Annotated in this window: 17 protein-coding genes; 10 read left to right on the top strand and 7 right to left on the bottom strand. The window is 65.4% G+C overall.

The annotated features are described in order from the left end of the window. Positions 1 to 10: 10 nt before the first annotated feature. The 4 genes from QUV18_RS07510 to QUV18_RS07495 are packed head-to-tail and all read right to left on the bottom strand — an operon-like array spanning position 11 to position 4,748. A complete protein-coding gene (locus QUV18_RS07510) occupies positions 11 to 1,198 on the bottom strand; it encodes an acyl-CoA dehydrogenase (protein WP_300892976.1) in 1,188 nt (395 codons plus the stop codon). Next, positions 1,198 to 2,400, bottom strand: a complete 1,203-nt coding sequence (locus tag QUV18_RS07505; RefSeq protein WP_300892974.1) for an acetyl-CoA C-acyltransferase — start codon at positions 2,398 to 2,400, stop codon at positions 1,198 to 1,200. The genes QUV18_RS07510 and QUV18_RS07505 overlap by 1 nt, the downstream gene beginning before the upstream one ends. Positions 2,401 to 2,448: 48 nt before the next feature. After that, positions 2,449 to 3,972: a 3-hydroxyacyl-CoA dehydrogenase gene (locus QUV18_RS07500; protein ID WP_300892973.1), complete on the bottom strand. Its 1,524-nt coding sequence runs from the start codon at positions 3,970 to 3,972 to the stop codon at positions 2,449 to 2,451. 2 nt (positions 3,973 to 3,974) lie between these two features. Next, complete coding sequence (locus QUV18_RS07495) at positions 3,975 to 4,748, bottom strand: enoyl-CoA hydratase-related protein (protein ID WP_300892971.1); 774 nt, start codon at positions 4,746 to 4,748, stop codon at positions 3,975 to 3,977. A 176-nt stretch (positions 4,749 to 4,924) separates the two neighbouring features. On the opposite strand from QUV18_RS07495, the gene QUV18_RS07490 reads away from it, so the two are divergent. The 4 genes from QUV18_RS07490 (at position 4,925) to QUV18_RS07475 (ending at position 8,865) form a co-directional block, all read left to right on the top strand. Beyond that, entirely contained in the window at positions 4,925 to 5,686 is a 762-nt protein-coding gene (locus QUV18_RS07490) for a GntR family transcriptional regulator (RefSeq protein ID WP_300892969.1), read from the top strand. A gap of 68 nt (positions 5,687 to 5,754) precedes the next feature. Beyond that, entirely contained in the window at positions 5,755 to 6,738 is a 984-nt protein-coding gene (locus QUV18_RS07485; protein WP_300892967.1) for a tripartite tricarboxylate transporter substrate binding protein, read from the top strand. 87 nt (positions 6,739 to 6,825) lie between these two features. Then, complete coding sequence (locus QUV18_RS07480) at positions 6,826 to 7,347, top strand: tripartite tricarboxylate transporter TctB family protein (RefSeq protein ID WP_300892965.1); 522 nt, start codon at positions 6,826 to 6,828, stop codon at positions 7,345 to 7,347. Positions 7,348 to 7,359: 12 nt separating this feature from the next. Further along, positions 7,360 to 8,865: a tripartite tricarboxylate transporter permease gene (locus QUV18_RS07475; RefSeq protein WP_300892964.1), complete on the top strand. Its 1,506-nt coding sequence runs from the start codon at positions 7,360 to 7,362 to the stop codon at positions 8,863 to 8,865. A 32-nt stretch (positions 8,866 to 8,897) separates the two neighbouring features. Here QUV18_RS07475 and QUV18_RS07470 read toward each other — a convergent pair whose 3' ends face one another. After that, a complete protein-coding gene (locus QUV18_RS07470; protein ID WP_300892962.1) occupies positions 8,898 to 9,965 on the bottom strand; it encodes a TauD/TfdA family dioxygenase in 1,068 nt (355 codons plus the stop codon). A gap of 82 nt (positions 9,966 to 10,047) precedes the next feature. On the opposite strand from QUV18_RS07470, the gene QUV18_RS07465 reads away from it, so the two are divergent. Next, positions 10,048 to 10,950, top strand: coding sequence for a LysR family transcriptional regulator (locus QUV18_RS07465; protein WP_300892960.1), 903 nt, complete (start codon positions 10,048 to 10,050; stop codon positions 10,948 to 10,950). A 149-nt stretch (positions 10,951 to 11,099) separates the two neighbouring features. Here QUV18_RS07465 and QUV18_RS07460 read toward each other — a convergent pair whose 3' ends face one another. Beyond that, positions 11,100 to 11,255, bottom strand: a complete 156-nt coding sequence (locus QUV18_RS07460; RefSeq protein WP_300892958.1) for a hypothetical protein — start codon at positions 11,253 to 11,255, stop codon at positions 11,100 to 11,102. Between the two features lie 46 nt (positions 11,256 to 11,301). Between QUV18_RS07460 and QUV18_RS07455 the strand changes: the two genes are divergently transcribed. The 5 genes from QUV18_RS07455 (at position 11,302) to QUV18_RS07435 (ending at position 17,401) form a co-directional block, all read left to right on the top strand. Next, entirely contained in the window at positions 11,302 to 12,333 is a 1,032-nt protein-coding gene (locus QUV18_RS07455) for an energy transducer TonB (RefSeq protein ID WP_300892957.1), read from the top strand. 183 nt (positions 12,334 to 12,516) lie between these two features. Next, on the top strand, positions 12,517 to 14,424 hold the full coding sequence (locus QUV18_RS07450; protein WP_300892956.1) for a PAS domain-containing methyl-accepting chemotaxis protein: 1,908 nt from the start codon (positions 12,517 to 12,519) through the stop codon (positions 14,422 to 14,424). Between the two features lie 57 nt (positions 14,425 to 14,481). Further along, on the top strand, positions 14,482 to 15,309 hold the full coding sequence (locus QUV18_RS07445) for a protein-glutamate O-methyltransferase CheR (RefSeq protein ID WP_300892954.1): 828 nt from the start codon (positions 14,482 to 14,484) through the stop codon (positions 15,307 to 15,309). Further along, a complete protein-coding gene (locus QUV18_RS07440) occupies positions 15,306 to 15,791 on the top strand; it encodes a chemotaxis protein CheD (protein WP_300892952.1) in 486 nt (161 codons plus the stop codon). The genes QUV18_RS07445 and QUV18_RS07440 overlap by 4 nt, the downstream gene beginning before the upstream one ends. Then, entirely contained in the window at positions 15,788 to 17,401 is a 1,614-nt protein-coding gene (locus tag QUV18_RS07435) for a chemotaxis protein CheW (RefSeq protein ID WP_300892951.1), read from the top strand. Before QUV18_RS07440 ends, QUV18_RS07435 begins: the two co-directional genes overlap by 4 nt. 69 nt (positions 17,402 to 17,470) lie before the next feature. Here the strand turns inward: QUV18_RS07435 and QUV18_RS07430 are convergent, their stop codons facing one another. Further along, complete coding sequence (locus QUV18_RS07430; protein ID WP_300892949.1) at positions 17,471 to 18,076, bottom strand: TetR family transcriptional regulator C-terminal domain-containing protein; 606 nt, start codon at positions 18,074 to 18,076, stop codon at positions 17,471 to 17,473. Positions 18,077 to 18,324: the final 248 nt, after the last annotated feature.

Below are 18,324 nucleotides of genomic sequence, written 5' to 3'. Positions count from 1 at the left end.
TCCTTGCCCGTCAACCGCTGAACGCCCGGATACCCGTCTGCGCGGCGCCCAGCACCAGCGAGTGGATGTCGTAGGTGCCTTCCAGCGTGTTCTCGACCTCGAGGTTCATCATGTGCCGGATCACGTGATACTCGTCCGAAATCCCGTTGCCGCCATGCATGTCCCGCGCCGTCCGGCAGATCTCCAGCGCCTTGCGCGCGGCGTTGCGTTTCACCAGAGAGAACATCTCCGGTGTCGCCCGCCCCTCGTCCTGCAACCGGCTCAGCCGCAGCGTGGCATGCAGCGACAGGGCGATTTCGCTCTGCATGTCCGCCAGCTTCGCCTGCACCAGCTGGCTCGCCGCCAGCTTCCGGCCGAACTGCTCGCGCTCCATCACGTAATCGCGTGCGGCCTGCCAGCAGAACTCCGCCGCGCCGATCGACCCCCAGCAGATCGCCAGCCGCGCCCGGTTGAGGCAGGTCAGCGGCGCCGACAGGCCCTTTGCCAGCGGAAGAACCTGCTCGTCGGGCACGAACACCTCGTCCATCGCGATCTCGCCGGTGGGCGACGCGCGGACCGAGAATTTTCCTTCGATCTTGCGCGTCTCCAGCCCCTTCATCCCGCGCTCGAGGATGAACCCCCGCACCTCGCCCTCGTCTTCCCGCGCCCAGACCACAAGCACATCGGCGATCGAGGCATGGGTGATCCACACCTTGTTCCCGCTCAGCCGATAGCCCCCGTCCACCTGCTTCGCCCGCGCCCGCATCCGCGACGGGTCCGAGCCCGCATCGGGCTCGGTCAGGCCGAAACAGCCGATCAGCTCGCCCCGCGCCATCGGTGGCAGGTACTTTTCCTTCTGCTCTTCGCTGCCGAACCGGTGGATCGGCGTCATCGCCAGCCCGCCCTGCACCCCGCAGGCCGAGCGGAACGCGGCATCCACCCGCTCCAACTCCCGCGCCACCAGCCCGTAGGCGGTATAGCTCGCCCCGGCACAGCCATAGCCCTCGATCTGCATGCCCAGAAACCCCATCTCGCCCAGCTCGCGCATGATCGCGGGGTCGAAGGTCTCGTGCCGGTGCCAGTCGCGGATCACCGGCATCAGCCGGTCCTGCGCGAAATCGCGGGCGCTGTCGCGGATCATCCGCTCTTCCTCGCTCAGCAGGTCCTCCACCAGCAGAGGATCTTGCCAGTCGAACCGGGGTTTGCCGGCCTCGCCCATCAAATCACTTCCATGACGATGGCGATCCCCTGGCCCATGCCGATGCACATGCTGGCCAACGCGTATTTCCCGCCACGGCGTTTCGCCTCGTGAATGGCCGTCAGCGCGATCCGCGGCCCCGAGGCGCCCAGCGGATGGCCGATGGCAATTGCCCCGCCATTGGGGTTCACCCGGTCGTCGTCATAGGACAGGCCAAGCCCCTTTACACAGGCCAGCGCCTGCGCGGCAAAGGCCTCGTTGATCTCGATCACCGCCATGTCCGACAGGGAAAGCCCGGCCCGTTCCAGCGCCAGCTTCGAGGCCGGCACCGGACCAAAACCCATGGTCCGAGGTGGCACGCCCGCCACGCCGCTGGCAAGGATGCGGGCGATCGGCTCGCGCCCGATTGTCTCGTCGGCCGCCCGGCTGCCCATCATCAGCGCCACCGCCCCGTCATTGAGGCCCGAGGCGCTGCCCGCCGTGGTGACGCCGCCGGCATTGAGCGCGCGCAGCTTGGCCAGCCCTTCCAGGTCGGTCTTCGGCCGGGGGTGTTCGTCGGTCTCGACCGTCACATCCTCGCGGCCCCGCCCGCCGGGCACGGTGATCGGTGTCACCTCGGCGTCGAAGAACCCCTGTTCCTGCGCCTTGGCCCAGCCCTGCTGAGAACGCAGGGCGAAGGCATCGCTCTCCTCCCGCGTGATCCCGTGCTCCTCGGCCAGGTTGTCTGCGGTCTGCGGCATGGAATCGCTGCCGAATTCCTGTTCCAGCTTCGGGTTCGGGAACCGCGCCCCCACGGCGCTGTCATACCAGTCGAGCTGCCGTGCGAAGGGCTTGCCATGCTTGCCGATCACGAAGGGCGAGCGGCTCATGCTTTCCACCCCGCCCGAGATCACCACGTCGCCTTCCCCACAGGTCAGCGCATGCGCGGCCGAGATCATCGCGCCCAGCCCGCTGCCGCAATTGCGCTGTAGCACCGTGCCCGGCACCTCCACCGGCAGCCCGGCCCGCAACGCGGCATGGCGCGCGACACAACGGCTGTCCTCCCCCGCCTGGTTGCCGCAGCCGACGATCACGTCGTCGATGGCACTGCCCTCCAGCTTCGAGCGGTCCATCAGCGGGCGGATCACCTCGGCCAGCAGGTCGTCGGGCCGGATCCCGGCCAGCGCGCCGCCCGAGCGTCCGAAGGGGCTGCGCAGCCCGTCGTAGATATAGGCGTCAAGCATGGGTCGTTCCTTTCGATAGGCGTTTGATCTTGTCGGGTCCGCAGCCGGTCAGGCCCGCGGGGCCGGTTCCACCGTGGTCGCAGAGACCCCGAGCGCCGCCCGCCGCCGCAGCCACGGGCCGGTGCGATAGCGCGGATCGCCGGTGCAGTCGCTCATCCCCTCTAGGATCTGCACGATCCGCGCAGGTCCAAGCGTGTCGGCAAACTCCAGCGGCCCGTTGGGATAGTTGAGCCCCAACTTCACCGCCCGGTCGATATCCTCCGGCGTGGCAATCGCGTTCTGCGCCACGCTCGCGCCGATGGCGGAAATCATCGCGATGATCCGCTGGGCCACGAAACCGGGGCTGTCCTTGATGGGCGTCACCGGCATACCGTCCTGCGCCAGCATCGCATGGGCCTTCCGCATCACCTCCGGCCTTGTCACGATGGTCTGCATGACCGTGCGCCGGCCCTTGAAACCGAACAGCGGGTCGACGGCCACCGTGCGTTCCGGGTCCTGCCCGGCGCGGGCGGCATGGGTGCTGGCATCCAGCCCCAGCGGTGCGATCAGGATGATGCTGTCGCCCGCGGGCCGTTCACCCTCGTCAAGCTCCGCGCCCGAGGCGCGCACGATCTCCTGCAAGGCCGCCGCGTCCTCGCCCGGCTCCACCCAGAAGGTGCCACCCTCGAAGCCCGGCGCCTCCGGCTCCTCCGGCCGCTGCTGCTTGCCGTCCACATAGGCGTAATGCCCCTGCTTGGTCTTCCGCCCCAAAAGCCCGGCCTGCATCCGCTGACCCATCAGCATGGCGGGCCGGAAGCGCGGCTCGTGGTAGGACTGCTCGTAGATCTCGATGCTGGCGGGGTGCGTCACGTCCAGCGCCGTCAGGTCGAGCAGCTCGAACGGCCCCATCCGGAACCCCGCCGCGTCGCGCATGATCCGGTCGACATCGACGAACGCCGCCACCCCTTCGGCCACGAGGTTCGTGGCCTCCAGCGTGTAGCCCCGGCCCACTTGGTTCACCAGGAAACCCGGCGCATCGGCCACCCGCACCGGCGTGCGCCCCATCACCTTGCCAAGCTCGACCAGCCGGTCGATGACCGACGGCTCTGTCCGGACCCCGGCGATCACCTCGACCAGAGGCATCAGCGGCACCGGGTTGAAAAAGTGAAAGCCCGCCACCCGCTCCGGGTGGCTACATGCCGCCGCAAGTCGTGTTATCGACAGAGACGACGTGTTGCTCGCCAGGATGCACGCTTCGTCCGTCGCCGCCTCCAGGGCCGCGAAGACCTTGGCCTTCAGCCCCATGTCCTCGGACACCGCCTCGATCACAACGTCGCACTCGGCAAAGGCGTCTATGCCCTCGGCCTTGGTCAGGAGGCGCTTCGCCTCTTCCGCGGCCTCGACGGTCATCCGCTCCTTCTCGGCGGCCCGGTCCACCATTCCGCCGATGAAGGTCAGCGCCTCGTCGGTGGCGTCTGACCGCGCGTCGTGCAGCAGAACCTTGCAGCCGCCCGTCGCGGCCACCTGTGCGATGCCGCGCCCCATGGCGCCAGCGCCTACGATCCCTACCGTCGGGGTGTCGCTCGTTCCCATTGTCATCTTCCTTTGAATTCCGGCTTCCGTTTCTCGATGAAGGCGCGCATGCCCTCGGCCTTGTCCTCGGTGTCGAAGAGCGTGTCGAAGGTGCGCCGTTCCAGCATCAGCCCCGCCTCGAGCGAGGTGTCGTGCCCGGCCAGCACCACCTCCTTGATCCGCCGCGCGGCCAGGGGGGGCATGGCGGCGATCTGACCGGCCAGCTCGAGCGCGCGGTCCAGCACCTCGTCATCCGGCACGCATTCGCTGGCCAGCCCCATCTCGAACGCCTCGCGCCCGGTGATCGGATCGCCGGTCAGCATCATCTTCATAGCCTTGAACTTGCCCACTGCCCGCAACAGCCGCTGGGTGCCGCCACCGCCGGGCATGATGCCGACCTTGATCTCGGGCTGGGCGAATTTCGCGTTCTCCCCGGCGACGATGATATCGGCATGCATGGCCAGCTCGCAGCCGCCGCCGAAGGCCGCGCCACGCACCGCGGCGATGAAGGGCAGGGGACAATGGGCAATCACGCCCCACATGCGGCGGATGTTGGTGCGGGTGATCTCGGCGGTGCCCATCTCGGCCATCACCTTGATATCCGCCCCGGCGACAAAGGCACGCTCGTCGCCGGCGACCACGACGCAGCGTGCGTCGGGGTCGTCATAGAGCGCGGCGAACCGGTCGGTCAGCGCCTTTCGCAGCCCGTCGCTGAGCGCGTTGCGCGCCTCGGGCCGGTTCAGCCGCAGCAGCACCGTGCCCTGTCCGTGACGCTCCTCGATGACCAGCTCAGACATCGGACCCCTCCCTAAAGCACCGACGGTTTCACTCGCAGAATCATACTAAGATTGGAATGACATAAAAACAATAACAATTTTCTGGACGGGTTGCTCGTTCATTTGCTACGATGGCCGGAATGCCGGGCCTTGCCCCGGTGGCGCGCCTTCCGTCCGACGGAGGAAAGGGTCGAAGAATGGACATCCTGAGGAACAGTCCGGGAAAGCTTTACCTGCATGTCGCGGATATCCTGCGCCAGCGCCTGCGCTCGGGCGCGCTTGCCCCCGGCGACCGGCTCAAGCCGATCTCCGAACTGGCCGAGGAATTCCGCGTCGCCACCGTCACCATCCGCCAGGCCGTGGCGATCCTCGAATCCGAAGGCAGGCTCTACCGCCAACAGGGCGCCGGCACCTTCGTCACCGAGAATTCTACCGGCGACGACAGCTTTGCCGTCGGGCTCGACTGGCCGGAACTGCTCGACATGGTGACCAAGACCGACCCGCGCCTGATCGAGAAGCGGGAAAATGTCGAGCTTCCGTCCAGGGGCGACCTGAAGGGCGGCAAGGCCGCTTCGTCCTATGTCTACCTGCGCCGGGTGAACGCGCTGAAAGGGCTCGATTGCCTCGTGGCCGACGCCTACATCGCCTCGGATCTCTACGAGCAATGCCCCGAACGCTTCGATCACGAGACGATCATCCCGGTGATCGAATCGCTGCCTGGCGTGACCATCGCCAAGTGCCACCAGACCCTGACGATCGGGCAGGCCGACATGGACAAGGCCGGCCTGCTCGGGCTGCCGCTCAGCGCGCCGCTGGGGGATATCCGGCGCATCCTGACGGCGCCCGATGGCACGGTGCTCTATTACAACGACGTCTCCTATCGCGGGGACATGGTGAAATTCGAGATCAGTCTCGAATTGTCCGCGGATGAGGCGAACGCATCGCCTGCGCGGGAATAGGCGGACAGAGAGGAGGTCCGCTGAACGGGCGCCGCGTGCGCCCAGGCAAACGAACTGGGAGGAACCAAATGACGAAGTCAAAACTTCTTGTCGGCGTGGCTGTAGCCGCCATGGCCGCCTTGCCGGCGGCGGCGCAGGATTACCCGTCGCAGCCGGTGCAACTGACCGCCCCCTACGGGCCCGGCGGCGCCTCGGACCTCGCGGCGCGCAACCTTGCCAATGTCGCGCCCGATTTCGTGGGCCAGCCGGTGCTGGTCACCAACCGCGCCGGCGCCGGCGGCGCCACCGGCTCGGCCTATGTCCGCAACGCCGACCCCGACGGGTACAACCTGCTGCTGGCCCGGATCGGCTCGCACAGCATCTCGCCGGCGATCAAGACATCCATGCCCTACAAGTGGGACGATTTCACCTATCTCGGCCTGCTCGAGATCAACCCGGCCGCCTGTGCGACGGCCACGTCCAAGCCCTACGAATCCCTCGATGACCTGCGCGACGCGATCGAGGCGAACCCGGGCGCCATCACCTACAGTTCCGCCGGTGTCGGCACGCTGCACCATCTCGGCGGCATCATGCTGCTCGACGTGCTGGGCTTCGAGGATCCCACCGTTGCGGCAACGCACATCCCGTTCCAGGGCGGCGGCGCGGCGGCGGCGGCGGCGGCCACCGGGCAGGTCGACTTCGTCTGCTCCAACATCTCGGCGATCATCAGCCAGATCGAAGGCGGCCAGCTTCGCCCGCTGGTGGTGACGACGCCCGAGCGGGTGGACTCGCTGCCCGACGTGCAGACCGCGTCCGAACTCGGATATCCCGATCTCGAGGCGCTGGTCGGCTGGTCCGGCCTCGTCGGCCCGCCGGACATGGCGGACGAGGTGATCTCGGTCTGGACCGAGGCGCTGCAGAAGGTCGCGGAAGACGAGCGTTGGGTCAAGCAGACCGAGTCGCTCGGCTCGGTCCCGATGATCCTCTCTCCAGAAGAGACCGTGGAATTCGTCGAGAATCAGTACACCACCTTCCGGGGTCTCGTCGAAAGGCTGGGCCTCCAGATCGACTAGGACCGTCCGACGACGGTGCGGCCGGCGTGCCCGGCCGCACATCCTGATCCGCCGATCCGCGATCGGCTGCAACCGGAGGGACCGTCCGTGAAGATCGATCACAAGCGAGATTTCCTGCTGGGGCTGGCCGTTTGCGCCCTGGCCCTGATCATCCTGTTCGGCATTCTGCCCTGGGCGGTCAAGGCGCCGAAGGTGATCCCCAACCTTGCCCTTTCGCCGACATTCTGGCCGCGCATCATCCTTGTCAGCGTTGCCGGGCTGAGCGCCCTGCTGGCGATCCGCGCCTACATGGACAACCGCCGAGAGATGCAGGCAACCGAGCGCCGCGACCGAAACGACCCCCTCGACGACACGCCGCCCTTTGACCTCAGCGATCTGCGGGTCATCGTGGCGGGCTTGCTCATGGTCGCCTTCTGCGCCCTGCTGAAACCCCTGGGCGTGGTTCTGCCAGCGATGGCGCTGCTGATCGCGCTGATCCTGCTGCACGACCGGAAACACTGGCCAAAGGCCGTGATCCTGGCAGTCGCGGTTGTCGCGGGCCTCTACCTGTTCTTCCGTTTCGTGGCCCGGGTGCCGGTGCCCCTCGGCCCCCTCAACGCCATTTTCTGAAGGTTCCACGCCATGATCGAGAACATCTCGGACGCCTTCATCCTCTTCCTGAACGTATACAACCTCGTGGCCCTGGCGGGTGGCATCGCGATCGGTGTCATCGTGGGCGCGATCCCCGGCATGACCTCGACCATGGCCGTCGCCCTGACCCTGCCGTTCACCTTCACCCTGCCGCCGGTCACCGGCATCCTGCTGCTGCTGGGGGTGTACAAGGGTGGCGTATATGGCGGGTCGATCCCGGCGATCCTGGTCCGCGCGCCGGGCACGCCCGCGGCCTCCTGCTCGGTGCTCGACGGCTATCCGCTGGCCCAGAAGGGGCAGGCGGGCAAGGCGCTCGACATGGCGCTCTATGCCTCCTGCTTCGCCGATCTCGTCTCCAACCTGTCGCTGATCCTGCTGGTGGGCTACCTCGCCGCGCTCGTCACCAGCTTCGGTCCGCCCGAGAACTTCACCCTGATCTTCTTCTCGCTCACCATCATCGCCTCCGTTTCCGGCGAAAGCCTGCTGCGCGGCTTCATCTCGGCCGGGGCCGGCCTGCTGCTTGCCACGGTGGGGCTCGACCTGATCTACGGGACCGACCGCTTCACCTTCGGCAACGCCAACCTGCTGGGCGGTCTGGCCTTCATTCCACTGCTGATCGGGCTCTTCGCGATCCCCGAAATCCTCAATGGTTATGCGAGGCGCGGCGCCCCCGAGAAGGTGCCCGCCGACCCCAGCGGCACCCGCGCCACCTTCGCCGATTTCCGCCGCTGCTTCCGGTCGATCTTCCGCGGTAGCCTGATCGGTGTCGTCCTCGGCGCCATTCCCGGCATCGGCGGTGCGCCCTCGGCCTTCGTCTCCTATTCCGAGGCGATGCGCCGCTCGCCCAACCGCAAGAATTTCGGCAAGGGCGAACTCGAGGGCGTGGCGGCGGCCGAGGCCGGCAACAACGGCGTTGCCGGCTCGACGATGATCCCGCTCCTGGCCCTCGGCATCCCCGGCGACGTGATCACCGCCGTCATCCTTGGAGCATTCATGGTCCATGGCCTGCGCCCCGGGCCCATGCTGTTCGAACAGAATATCGACCTGATCTATGCCCTCTTCATCGGCATCTCCATCAGCTCGCTCTTCCTGCTGATCATCGGCAAGGCCGCGATCCGGATGTTCCGCCACATCGCCTCGATCCCGATGCGATACCTCTATCCCATCGTCATGGTGCTCTGCGTCTTCGGCGCCTACGCGGTGAACAACTCCTTCTTCGACATCTACGTGATGGTCGCCTTCGGCATCCTCGGCTTCATCATGATGCGGATGCAGGTGCCCTCGGCGCCCTTCCTCATCGCCTTCATCCTCGGCCCGATGCTTGAAGACAGCTTCCGGCAGTCGCTGCTCCTGTCGCAGGGCAGCCTGACCATCTTCGTCAGAAGCTGGATCACCTGGATCTTCTGGACGCTGACCTTCCTGTCCGTCGCGCTGATGCTGCGCCGGCACATCATCGGCAATCCGGAAGAGGCGCTGCCGGAAGTGCCGAAAGGGTAGGGGCAGGAGCCGCCGGCAAGCGGACCGGCGGCTTAATCGAGCGGGGCGTGCAGCCGCGTCTCCCTGGTGATGATCCCGCCCCGATTGCCGATCTCGATCGATCCGTACCGCTCCCTGAAACACTCCGGCAGCGGGCGATCCCCTTCCAGCGACAGCCAGAGCCGCAGCAGGTGCCGGCGCTCCTTCGGGTCGGGCCAGTCGAGAAAGCCGGTCCGGTCATGCAACTGCGAATGGTTGTACACGAACTGCATGTCCCCCGGCTCGAGATCCATCGCGAAATTCAGCTCCGGATCGTCGGCCAGCCGGTCGAACATGTCGAGCGCCTCGACATGCTCCGGCGTCAGCCTCATGGCGTCGTCGAACCGCTGGGCGCTGTCGATATACTGGCGCTGGTAGAAGACCGTCAGGCACCCCTCGTGCCAGTTCAGCACCGGGATCTCCATGAACGGCTTCGCGCCCTCCGGCACCTCGCCCCGCCGGTCCGTGGCGATCGGGTCGAACAGCTTCAGCAACAGGTCCGGCCGTTCCGCCCGCATCCGGTTATAGATGCTCTCGGCGCTGACCAGAAGCGACCGGCCGCCTTCCTTCGCCTTCTTCAGGCACAGCAGGCCCACAACGTCGGCGCTGTCGGTATGGAAGGTCTGCCGGGCCGAGGTCTGGTAGATCCGGCTGTTCGGGTCGTTGGCATCCGCCCCGATATCCCGCACGTGGCCGAGGATATGTCCTTGCGCATTCTGCGACCGCGCGCTGCCGATATGCGTGCCGATCCCGCAGAAAATGGTCGCTGCCATCTGCTGGCTGTACTCTGAAACCGGCAAACCGCGCAGCACCTCGACACCGACCCCCTCGCGCATCGTGTGCCGCAGGTCGCCCAGGTGGCCGGTAAAGCGCTTAAGCGGGAAATCCTCGCTGGTAATCTCACCGACGTCCCGGCCAAGGCCCAGGAAGTGCTCCGCCGCCTGTTCCAGGTCGGCGATATCGGCCTCCGAGAGGTGATAAAGCCACTTCTCGGGCTGCCTGGCCATGTCGCGGCCGATCCATGCAGAGGGTCCGGTCAGCTTTTCGGGAAGATCGTCAATCTTGGAGAGTGCGGCGGTCATGCAAGTTTCCCCTTTTCGTCACGCGTTGATTTATTTCCTAGATTAATTGTATTGCACGGAAAAATGAGTTTTGGTCATAATCATGTCCGATCCCTCTCTAACCGTCCTGCGCGCCCTCAAAAGCCTTGCCGCCACCGGCAGCGTCTCGCGCACGGCTATCGCGCTGGGCCTCACGCAATCCGCTGTCAGCCGGGCCATCGCCGGCTATGAAAAGGCCACCGGCCTGACCCTGCTGCGGCGCGAAACCCGGCCCCTCACGCTGACCGAGGCCGGGGAGATCGTCGTCGAACACGCGACAGAGGTCGACCGGTCGCTCGCCGCCCTGCGCGATGATCTCTCCGCCCTTCGCAGTAACCGCGCGGGACACTTGCGGATCGGGTCTTTCGGCCCGACCGCCTCTACCCGTATCCTGCCCGATCTCGTGAAACGGTTCCGGCGGAAACATCCCGGCATCGAGGTCAGCATCCAGGAAGGGACGGATGCCGAAACGCGCGAGGCGATTTCGAAAGGGCTGACCGATGTTGCCGTCCTGTCCGGCCCCGTAGATGACCTCGACGTGCTTTCCATCGCGACCGACCGGCTTGTCGCCCTTGTGCCCGAACAAGGGCCGCTTGCGGATCGGCCGGCCCTGTCGCCCGGCGACCTGGCGGGGTTCCCCTTCATCATGACCCTTGCCGGAAACGAGCCTGCCATTCTCGACTGGTTCCGGCGCGCCGGTATCACGCCCGATATCCGTCACCGTGTGCAGCAGACGCATTCCATACTCGCGCTCGTCGGCTCGGGGCAGGGCAACGCCATCGTGGCGTCGCTGTCCCTGCCGATGGACCTGGGGCAGATCCACGCCGTGCCCCTGGATCCGGGAACGGAGCGGGATATCTACTTGGTGAAAAGGCCGGGCACCCCGCGATCCGTCGCGGTCACCGCGTTCTGGGATTTCGCACGAACCGCCGAATTTCGGGGGCTCGGCCCGCGGGAGGCCGTCTGACCCGCGTACTTCGGGCACGTGGCAACACCTCGATCGGCATGGTAACGACCTATCAAATTTCCGGGAAATGCAGGCAGGAATCCGCGGTTTCATGTCATTTCGACTCCCTCGCGCCTCCGTCCCGCGATGGACCGGGACGCGCTCTTGCACTAATTGTCGAAGCGAACCACATAGCCGATGCCGGTCACCGTGTATTGCCCGTCCTGAACTTCGTCCCAAAGCAATCGGGGTCGCCAAGATGAGAAGATCGACCAACGCAGCGCATGGCGCGAAACCGGCCTCCCTGCCGGTTCATGGCGCGTCATGTCCGGTCGTTCCGTCAGGCCCCTCCGGTGCGCGCCGGGAGCTTTGATGGTCAGACGCTCACTTCTCGTCGCCGCGGTGGCCATCCTGGCCTCCCTGTTGCTGCACGTGCTGGGCCTCAGGTTCGCCTCTCACGACATTCAAAGCGCGCCGGACGATACGGCCACTCCCCCGCCCGAGGTCAGTGGCACATTCGACGATTTCGTCGAATCCGCCCCCGAGCCCATCGAACCCGAGCCGACCGAACCGATGGAAAAGCCCGAGGTCTCCGCGCCCGACCCGGTAGAGGATACGACGCCCACGTCGAATGCGCTTGTCGAATCGGACAACCCTCAAAACGAGGTGACGCCCGGCACCGGCACCGGCACGTCAGAGATCACGACGCCGGATGCGGCCGATCCGTCAGGCGCCGAGCAGGAGGCCGAGACCGAGCTTGCCGCCCAGCAACCCCTTTCGCCGGAGACCACCACCGAGGCGGAAGAAGCCGAGCCCACGCCGGAGGAACAGGACGCGCCGGAGGAGGCCCGCCAGCCCGATACCCCCCAGGTGACGATCGAGGCGACGGAGGAAACCCCCGACATCCCGGCCGCGCCCAGCGACGAGACGGTCCAGAGCACCGCCGTCACCCGCTCGCTGCGTCCCCCGAAACAACGTCCCAGCACCGAGGCGCTGCGCAATCCCGAGGCGCAGCCGGGTCCCGAGACCGACGGCACCCAGCGCACCCGGATCCAGAGCAGCGGTCTCGAACTGCTGGCGCAGAATGGCGGTCTGGCGGCCGCCAGCGCGTCGGTCTTCGGCAACCTCGGCGCCTCCGGCAATGCCGAGGCGGCCAACTACGCGGGCCGCGTGCTGACCCATCTCAACAGCACTGCAAGGATGGCCACCTCGGCCCGTGGCTCTGCCCGTGTCCAGTTCCAGATCAACGCGGACGGATCGGTCGCATGGGTCAGGGTGGTCAACAGTTCCGGCTCTTCCGGCATCGACCAGGCGGCGGTGGCCCAGGTCCGCAAGTCCGCGCCGTTTCCTCCCCCGCCGGAAGGGACCACGCGGCAGATGGTCTTCGTCTACCACAGCAACTAGCCCGGTCCGCGCACCGCGGGCGGATGTCACTGGGAGCCGGAGCGCAGGCCGCCCCGCCCAACACGGGTGAATTTTCGCTAAATGCCCGTAACGAAGCCGCCCCGGCCTTGCCCGGCTTTAACGGGGATTTAAGGCCCCGCGCGGATGTTGCCCGCAGGTGATATTCAGATTGAGGCCCGGGCCATGACCGCCAAGAGCAATGCGGCTGCAACAACAGCCGACGTTTCCAACAACGACGACCTGCACCTGCAAGGCATGGTCGATGCCATGCACCGCGTTCAGGCGGTGATCGAATTCGATCTGAACGGCACGATCCTGACGGCGAACGACAATTTCCTGAAAACGCTCGGCTACGACCTGGGCGAGATCCAGGGCCGCCATCACAAGATGTTCTGCGATCCGCAACTGGTCGCGTCAGACGCGTATCGTGACTTCTGGATGCAGCTGGCGATGGGCGAATTCATCACCGGCGAATTCCAGCGCTTCGGCAAGAACCGCCGCGAGGTGTGGATCAACGCCTCCTACAACCCGATCCTCGATGCCGACGGCAAGCCCTTGAAGGTGGTCAAGTTCGCCACCGACATCACCGCCGAAAAGCTCCGCACGGCCGAGCAGGACGGCAAGCTGGCCGCGATCGACCGCTCGCAGGCCGTGATCGAGTTCGAGCTTGACGGCACGATCCTTACGGCGAACGACAATTTCCTCGACGTCACCGGCTACGCGCTGGACGAGATCAAGGGCCGGCACCATCGCATATTCTGCGATCCCGACTATGCCGGCAGCGGCACGTACAAGTCGTTCTGGGCCGACCTGGCCGAAGGGCGTTTCGCCACCGGCGAATTCCAGCGCTTCGGCAAGAACGGCCGCGAAGTCTGGATCAACGCCTCCTACAACCCGATCCTCGATTCCAGGGGCAGGCCGTTCAAGGTGGTGAAATTCGCCACCGACATCACCAATGAAAAGCTCCGCACCGCCGAGCAGGACGGCACGATGGCCGCGATCAGCCGCGCACAGGCAATGATCGAGTTCGAGCTTGACGGCACGATCCTCACCGCGAACGACAATTTCCTCGCCGTGACGGGCTACGCGCTGGAAGAGATCCGCGGCAAGCATCACCGCATGTTCTGCGATCCGGACTACGTGCGCAGTGGCGAGTACAAGGCCTTCTGGGCTGATCTCGCAGCGGGAAATTTCGCCGCCGCGCAGTACCGCCGCTTCGGCAAGAACGGCAAGGAAGTGTGGATCAACGCTTCCTACAATCCGATCCTCGATGCCAAGGGAAAACCGTTCAAGGTGGTCAAGTTCGCCACCGACATCACCGCCCAGAAAGCGGTCGAACAGAACGTGTCGCGCATCGCCAGTGATTTCGTGGCGAAATCCGCGGATATCGACAAGCAGGCCAAGACGGTCGCCGAAGGCGCCCAGACTCTCGGCTGCACCACCGAGGAGATCAACGCGTCGGTCGAGGAACTCAGCGCCTCGATCGACTCCATCGCGCAAAACAGCGGCCTCTCGGACGAGATCGCCAAGCGCACCAAGGAAGAGGCCGATATCGGCGCAAAGGCCATCGACCGCTCGATCGAGGCGATGGACCTGATCAACGCCTCCTCCGAGGAGATCAACGAGATCGTCAAGGTCATCAGCGAAATCGCCGGCCAGACCAACCTGCTCGCCTTCAACGCCGCGATCGAGGCAGCCCGCGCCGGCGAGCACGGGCTCGGCTTCTCGGTCGTGGCCGACGAGGTGCGCAAGCTGGCCGAGCGGTCCTCGCAGGCGACCAAGGAAATCACCAAGCTGATCAACGAGACGGTCAAGCGCGTGACCCAGGGCAGCGAGGTATCGCGAGAGGCGGGCGCCGCCTTCACGAAGATCCTCGCCGGCATCTCGGATACAACCGAATCCATCACGCAGATCTCCGTCGCCGCCAACGAGCAGCAGACCGCCGCCCGTGACGTGGCCGAGGCGATCCAGAGCATCGTCGATGCCTCCGAGCAGGCCGTGGTCGCCTCCGATTCCATTGCCGAGGCCACCGACGGCCTTCGGATCGGCGCGGAGGGTCTTACCCGCGAAATCGCCAAACTCGGCGCCTGACGCCTACGGCCACGTCACTAGCAGGGGAAGTGCAGCACCATGGAAAGCTCGAAAACCATGAGCGATGGCGATTTCGCGAAACTGCGCGCCATCGTCTACTCCCAGACCGGCATCAACATCGGCGACTCGCGGCGCTCCCTGTTGGTGACGCGCCTGCGGCCCCGTCTCCGAGACCTCGGGCTGACCGACTACAAGGCCTACATCTCGCGCCTGTCGCAGGATGCCGCCGAACGCCAGGAACTCACCAACAGGGTCACCACGAACGAGACATACTTCTACCGCACGCCCCGGGTCTGGACCTATTTCAACGAGGTCTATGTGCCGGGCTTCATCCGGAAGGCGCAGAACCGCCCGCTGCGGGTGTGGTCCGCCGCCGCCTCGACCGGGGAAGAGGCTTATACCACCGGTGTCTTCCTGGAAGAGATGCGAAGCCGTGCCGACCGGTTCGAGTATGCCATCCTTGGCACCGACATCTCCTCGCGCGTGATCGACGTGGCAACGGCCGGCCTCTACAAGGGCCGCCCCGTCGCCCGATTCCGCCAGGACCGGCCCGACCTGTTCGCCCGGCACATGACCGGCTCCGACGAGTCCGGCTGGCAAGTCACCTCCCAGATCAGGTCACGTATCCGTTTCCGACAGCACAGCCTGCTCGACCCGCTGAAAAACACGGCCCAGTTCGACGTGATCTTCCTGCGCAACGTCCTGATCTACTTCACGGCGGCCGACCAGGAGGTGATCCTGAAACATGCCCGGTCGCTTCTCCACCCCGATGGCGTCCTGTTCATTGGCGAAAGCGAATCCCTCAAGCATATCAACACCGATTTCGAGCAGGTCGAACCGATCATCTACCGGCCGGTGTCGCGCAGTGGCGGGCCGGCCGCATGACCACGCTCCGGAAAATCCACGTCCAGATCGGCGAGGTCAAGACGGCCCGGCCGGGAGAGGTCCTGACCGCCATACTCGGGTCCTGCATCGGGCTCGGTTTCCTCTACCCGGCCCGCGGCATCTACGGCCTGGCGCATTGCCTCCTCTCCGATTCCGGCAAGGTGTCCGAAAAGATCGACGGGCGGCACGTGGACCAGGCGGTGCGCTCGCTCGTCTCGCTGATGGAAATCGGTACGACCGACAAGAAACATATCAAGGCGATCCTCGTGGGCGGGGCCAACATGACGATGCCACCCGACACCGATCCGAAACGCCTTGTCGGCACGACCAATTCCGGCAGCGCCTACCGGGCCGTCCGCAAGCTGGGCCTGCGCAATATCTACGAAGACACCGGCGGCGTGCTCGGGCGGCAGGTTACAATCGACTGCACCACGGGCGAGTTCGAGGTCATGCAGATCCCGCGACTTGGAGGCAAGACATGACATCGTTGTCGACGGATCAGGCCGGGGATACGCGCCCGCCCACGACCGAGGTTATCGCCCCGAACCGGGTTCCGGTGCCCACGGCCCAGACGATCTACGGGTCGTTCTGGCTCGACCGGACCGAATTCGCGCTGCGCGCCGGCGTGATCCGCGAGGTCGTGAACGAGCCGGCCACGATTTCGGCCATGCCGCTGTCGCCGCCCTTCATGCTGGGGCTGATCAACCTGCGGGGAATGATCATACCCGTCGTCGACCTGCGCCAGTTGCTGGAACTCCCCGCGGGCCAGGCGACCGAACGCAAGGTTGCCATCGTCGAGGACGGCGACCATCGCATCGGTCTCATGGTCGACCGGACCGGCGAAGTCCTCAAGGTGGAAGAGCGCTCGCGCGTCGACTTCCGACCGCGTGATGGCAAGATCAAGGACGTGGTCGTCGAGGGGCTGCTCAAGCTCGAGTGCGGCGAACGCATCGTCCAGATTCTCGACCCGTGCGAGATTCTCGGTCTCGACAAGGTGCCGCGTAGCGAGGGTTTCCCGGACGACGGCGATCCCGCGAACGCCGCATCGAGAGGGCAGCGCTTCAACTGCATCTCGTTCCAGTTCGGCCACACCACCTGCGCCATCGACCTGCGGCACGTCAAGGAGGTGATGGAAGCCCCGGAAATCATGGACTCGATCCTCGTGCATGACTGCTTCATCGGCATCACCAACCTGCGCGGTTCGGTCATTCCCGTGGCGGATTTCCGCAAGTTCATGGGCGACGTGTCCGATTTCAGGGCCAGCCGGGAATCGCCGCCGAAACGCAAGATGCTGATCGTCCAGACGGATGGCGGGCCGATCGGGCTACTGGTCTACTCGATCGACAGCATAATTGCCTGTTTCCAGGATGAAATCCTGGAGTTCACCAAGCTCGCACTGCCGCGTGCGGATATCGTCGAGGGGTGCCTTCTGGGCAAGGACAACGAGATCATCATGTTGCTGGACTACGAGGTCATGAAGCGAGACCGTATCCTCGTCGACACCGCTCTGCGCTGTCGGGAGGTTCACCCGCCGGAAGAAAAGACCGAGGTCGCAAGCGAACGCAGGTCATCAAGCGCCCGGCTGACATTCATAGTGTTCGCCTTCGAGAAGCGCTTTGCCCTCGACACCACGCAGGTCAACGAAGTCATCGATTATCCCGACACCCTGTTGCAGCCGCCCTACGCGATCGATTTCGTCGACGGGGTCATCAACCTCCGCGGCGAGCTGATAAGCCTGATCAATCCGCGCAAGCTGTACGGCCTGTCGACCGCCGAACGCGAAGGCGAAAAGGTCCTGATCTTCAGGAGCGAAGGCAGCAAGTACGGCATCCTCGTGGATTCGATCGACGAGATCGTGATCACTGCCGAGGACAAGGTCTTCGAGATGACCGCGCTCAGCCACCAGGACACGACGATGAAAATCGCCGAAGATGTCTGCGGATGCATTCAAAGTCCGACACGGGGCACCGTCATGATCCTCGATACCGGCGCGCTCCTCCGCCGCTGCTTCAGGAATGCCGGCGACAAGGCGCTTGGGTCCGCGGATCTGCCCGGCGCGGCACGGCAAGGGCAGGGCCCGCTAAAGCACTGATCACTTTGAGCGCATTGCGGATGCAGTCCCAGGGTCCGCCGGGCCCGAACCGGCCGTGCGGCCGTTCCGTCAGAAATCCTCGGGGAAATGCAGGCGCAGGAAGGCCAGGCAGGCCTCCCGCCCTTGTGACTGGCCCTTCGCAATCGCCTCGTTCGACACGATGCCTTCAATCCAGAGGCCGGAGATCATGGCGTTCAGGGACACCGCGACCTGGTAGGCGTCGATCTCCCGGCCGCGCTGCCTGGCAAGCTCCGAAAGGTCGTCCGCCACCATCCTGTTGAAATGCGCGCGCATCTCGGCGCATCTCTCGCGGTAGCTGTCGACCCGCACCGATTCAGCCCAGAAAGCCACCCAAAGCGCCACCGAGGCCCGCCCGCTGGCCCGCTTGCTGAAATCTGCCTGGATCATGCTCCGTACCCGGTCCGCCGGCCCGCTCGACGTTTCCCGCAACTCGGCGAGATAGGCCTCATACGCCTCCGCCGCGTGGTCGAGCGCGGCAAAGATCACCCCCTCCTTCGACTGGAAGTGAAAGGCGACAACCCCGAAAGAGCACTTGGCCTCGGTTGCGATGGAATTCATCGTGACCCCGGTCAGGCCCTTCGCGGCAATCACGTTGATCGCGGCCCGGATCAGGCTGCTCCGCCGTTCCGACACCTTCTTCTCGCGGCGGGACACCGGTTTCCCGGTGGGCGTGCCTTCGCTTTTTTTCTCGCTGGCAGGAATGGAACCTTCATCCTTCCTATGGGCCGCATGCCTGTTTTTCCGGCGCCCGGCGGTTTCGCCTAAATGGTCGGGAATGCCCGTTCATGTCAATGTTTTATCAGGTTGCGGGCCCTCCGATGGGGATATCCTTGCAAAATAATGATTGATTAAGCAATCAAAAAAGTTGACAGGCAGCGACGCCCGGTGCACAGACTGCCCCA

The organism is Roseovarius sp. (assembly GCF_030373445.1).
Lineage (GTDB): Bacteria > Pseudomonadota > Alphaproteobacteria > Rhodobacterales > Rhodobacteraceae > Roseovarius.
Note: the sequence above shows the minus strand (reverse complement) of the source record. Positions and strands in the feature narration are given on the sequence as shown.

Bases quoted from the DNA above. Each gene is read 5' to 3' on its own strand.
- QUV18_RS07510 (WP_300892976.1), bottom strand. From the start codon at position 1,198: ATGGGCGAGGCCGGCAAACCCCGGTTCGACTGGCAAGATCCTCTGCTG.
- QUV18_RS07505 (WP_300892974.1), bottom strand. From the start codon at position 2,400: ATGCTTGACGCCTATATCTACGACGGGCTGCGCAGCCCCTTCGGACGC.
- QUV18_RS07500 (WP_300892973.1), bottom strand. From the start codon at position 3,972: ATGGGAACGAGCGACACCCCGACGGTAGGGATCGTAGGCGCTGGCGCC.
- QUV18_RS07495 (WP_300892971.1), bottom strand. From the start codon at position 4,748: ATGTCTGAGCTGGTCATCGAGGAGCGTCACGGACAGGGCACGGTGCTG.
- QUV18_RS07490 (WP_300892969.1), top strand. From the start codon at position 4,925: ATGGACATCCTGAGGAACAGTCCGGGAAAGCTTTACCTGCATGTCGCG.
- QUV18_RS07485 (WP_300892967.1), top strand. From the start codon at position 5,755: ATGACGAAGTCAAAACTTCTTGTCGGCGTGGCTGTAGCCGCCATGGCC.
- QUV18_RS07475 (WP_300892964.1), top strand. From the start codon at position 7,360: ATGATCGAGAACATCTCGGACGCCTTCATCCTCTTCCTGAACGTATAC.
- QUV18_RS07470 (WP_300892962.1), bottom strand. From the start codon at position 9,965: ATGACCGCCGCACTCTCCAAGATTGACGATCTTCCCGAAAAGCTGACC.
- QUV18_RS07465 (WP_300892960.1), top strand. From the start codon at position 10,048: ATGTCCGATCCCTCTCTAACCGTCCTGCGCGCCCTCAAAAGCCTTGCC.
- QUV18_RS07460 (WP_300892958.1), bottom strand. From the start codon at position 11,255: ATGACGCGCCATGAACCGGCAGGGAGGCCGGTTTCGCGCCATGCGCTG.
- QUV18_RS07455 (WP_300892957.1), top strand. From the start codon at position 11,302: ATGGTCAGACGCTCACTTCTCGTCGCCGCGGTGGCCATCCTGGCCTCC.
- QUV18_RS07450 (WP_300892956.1), top strand. From the start codon at position 12,517: ATGACCGCCAAGAGCAATGCGGCTGCAACAACAGCCGACGTTTCCAAC.
- QUV18_RS07445 (WP_300892954.1), top strand. From the start codon at position 14,482: ATGAGCGATGGCGATTTCGCGAAACTGCGCGCCATCGTCTACTCCCAG.
- QUV18_RS07440 (WP_300892952.1), top strand. From the start codon at position 15,306: ATGACCACGCTCCGGAAAATCCACGTCCAGATCGGCGAGGTCAAGACG.
- QUV18_RS07435 (WP_300892951.1), top strand. From the start codon at position 15,788: ATGACATCGTTGTCGACGGATCAGGCCGGGGATACGCGCCCGCCCACG.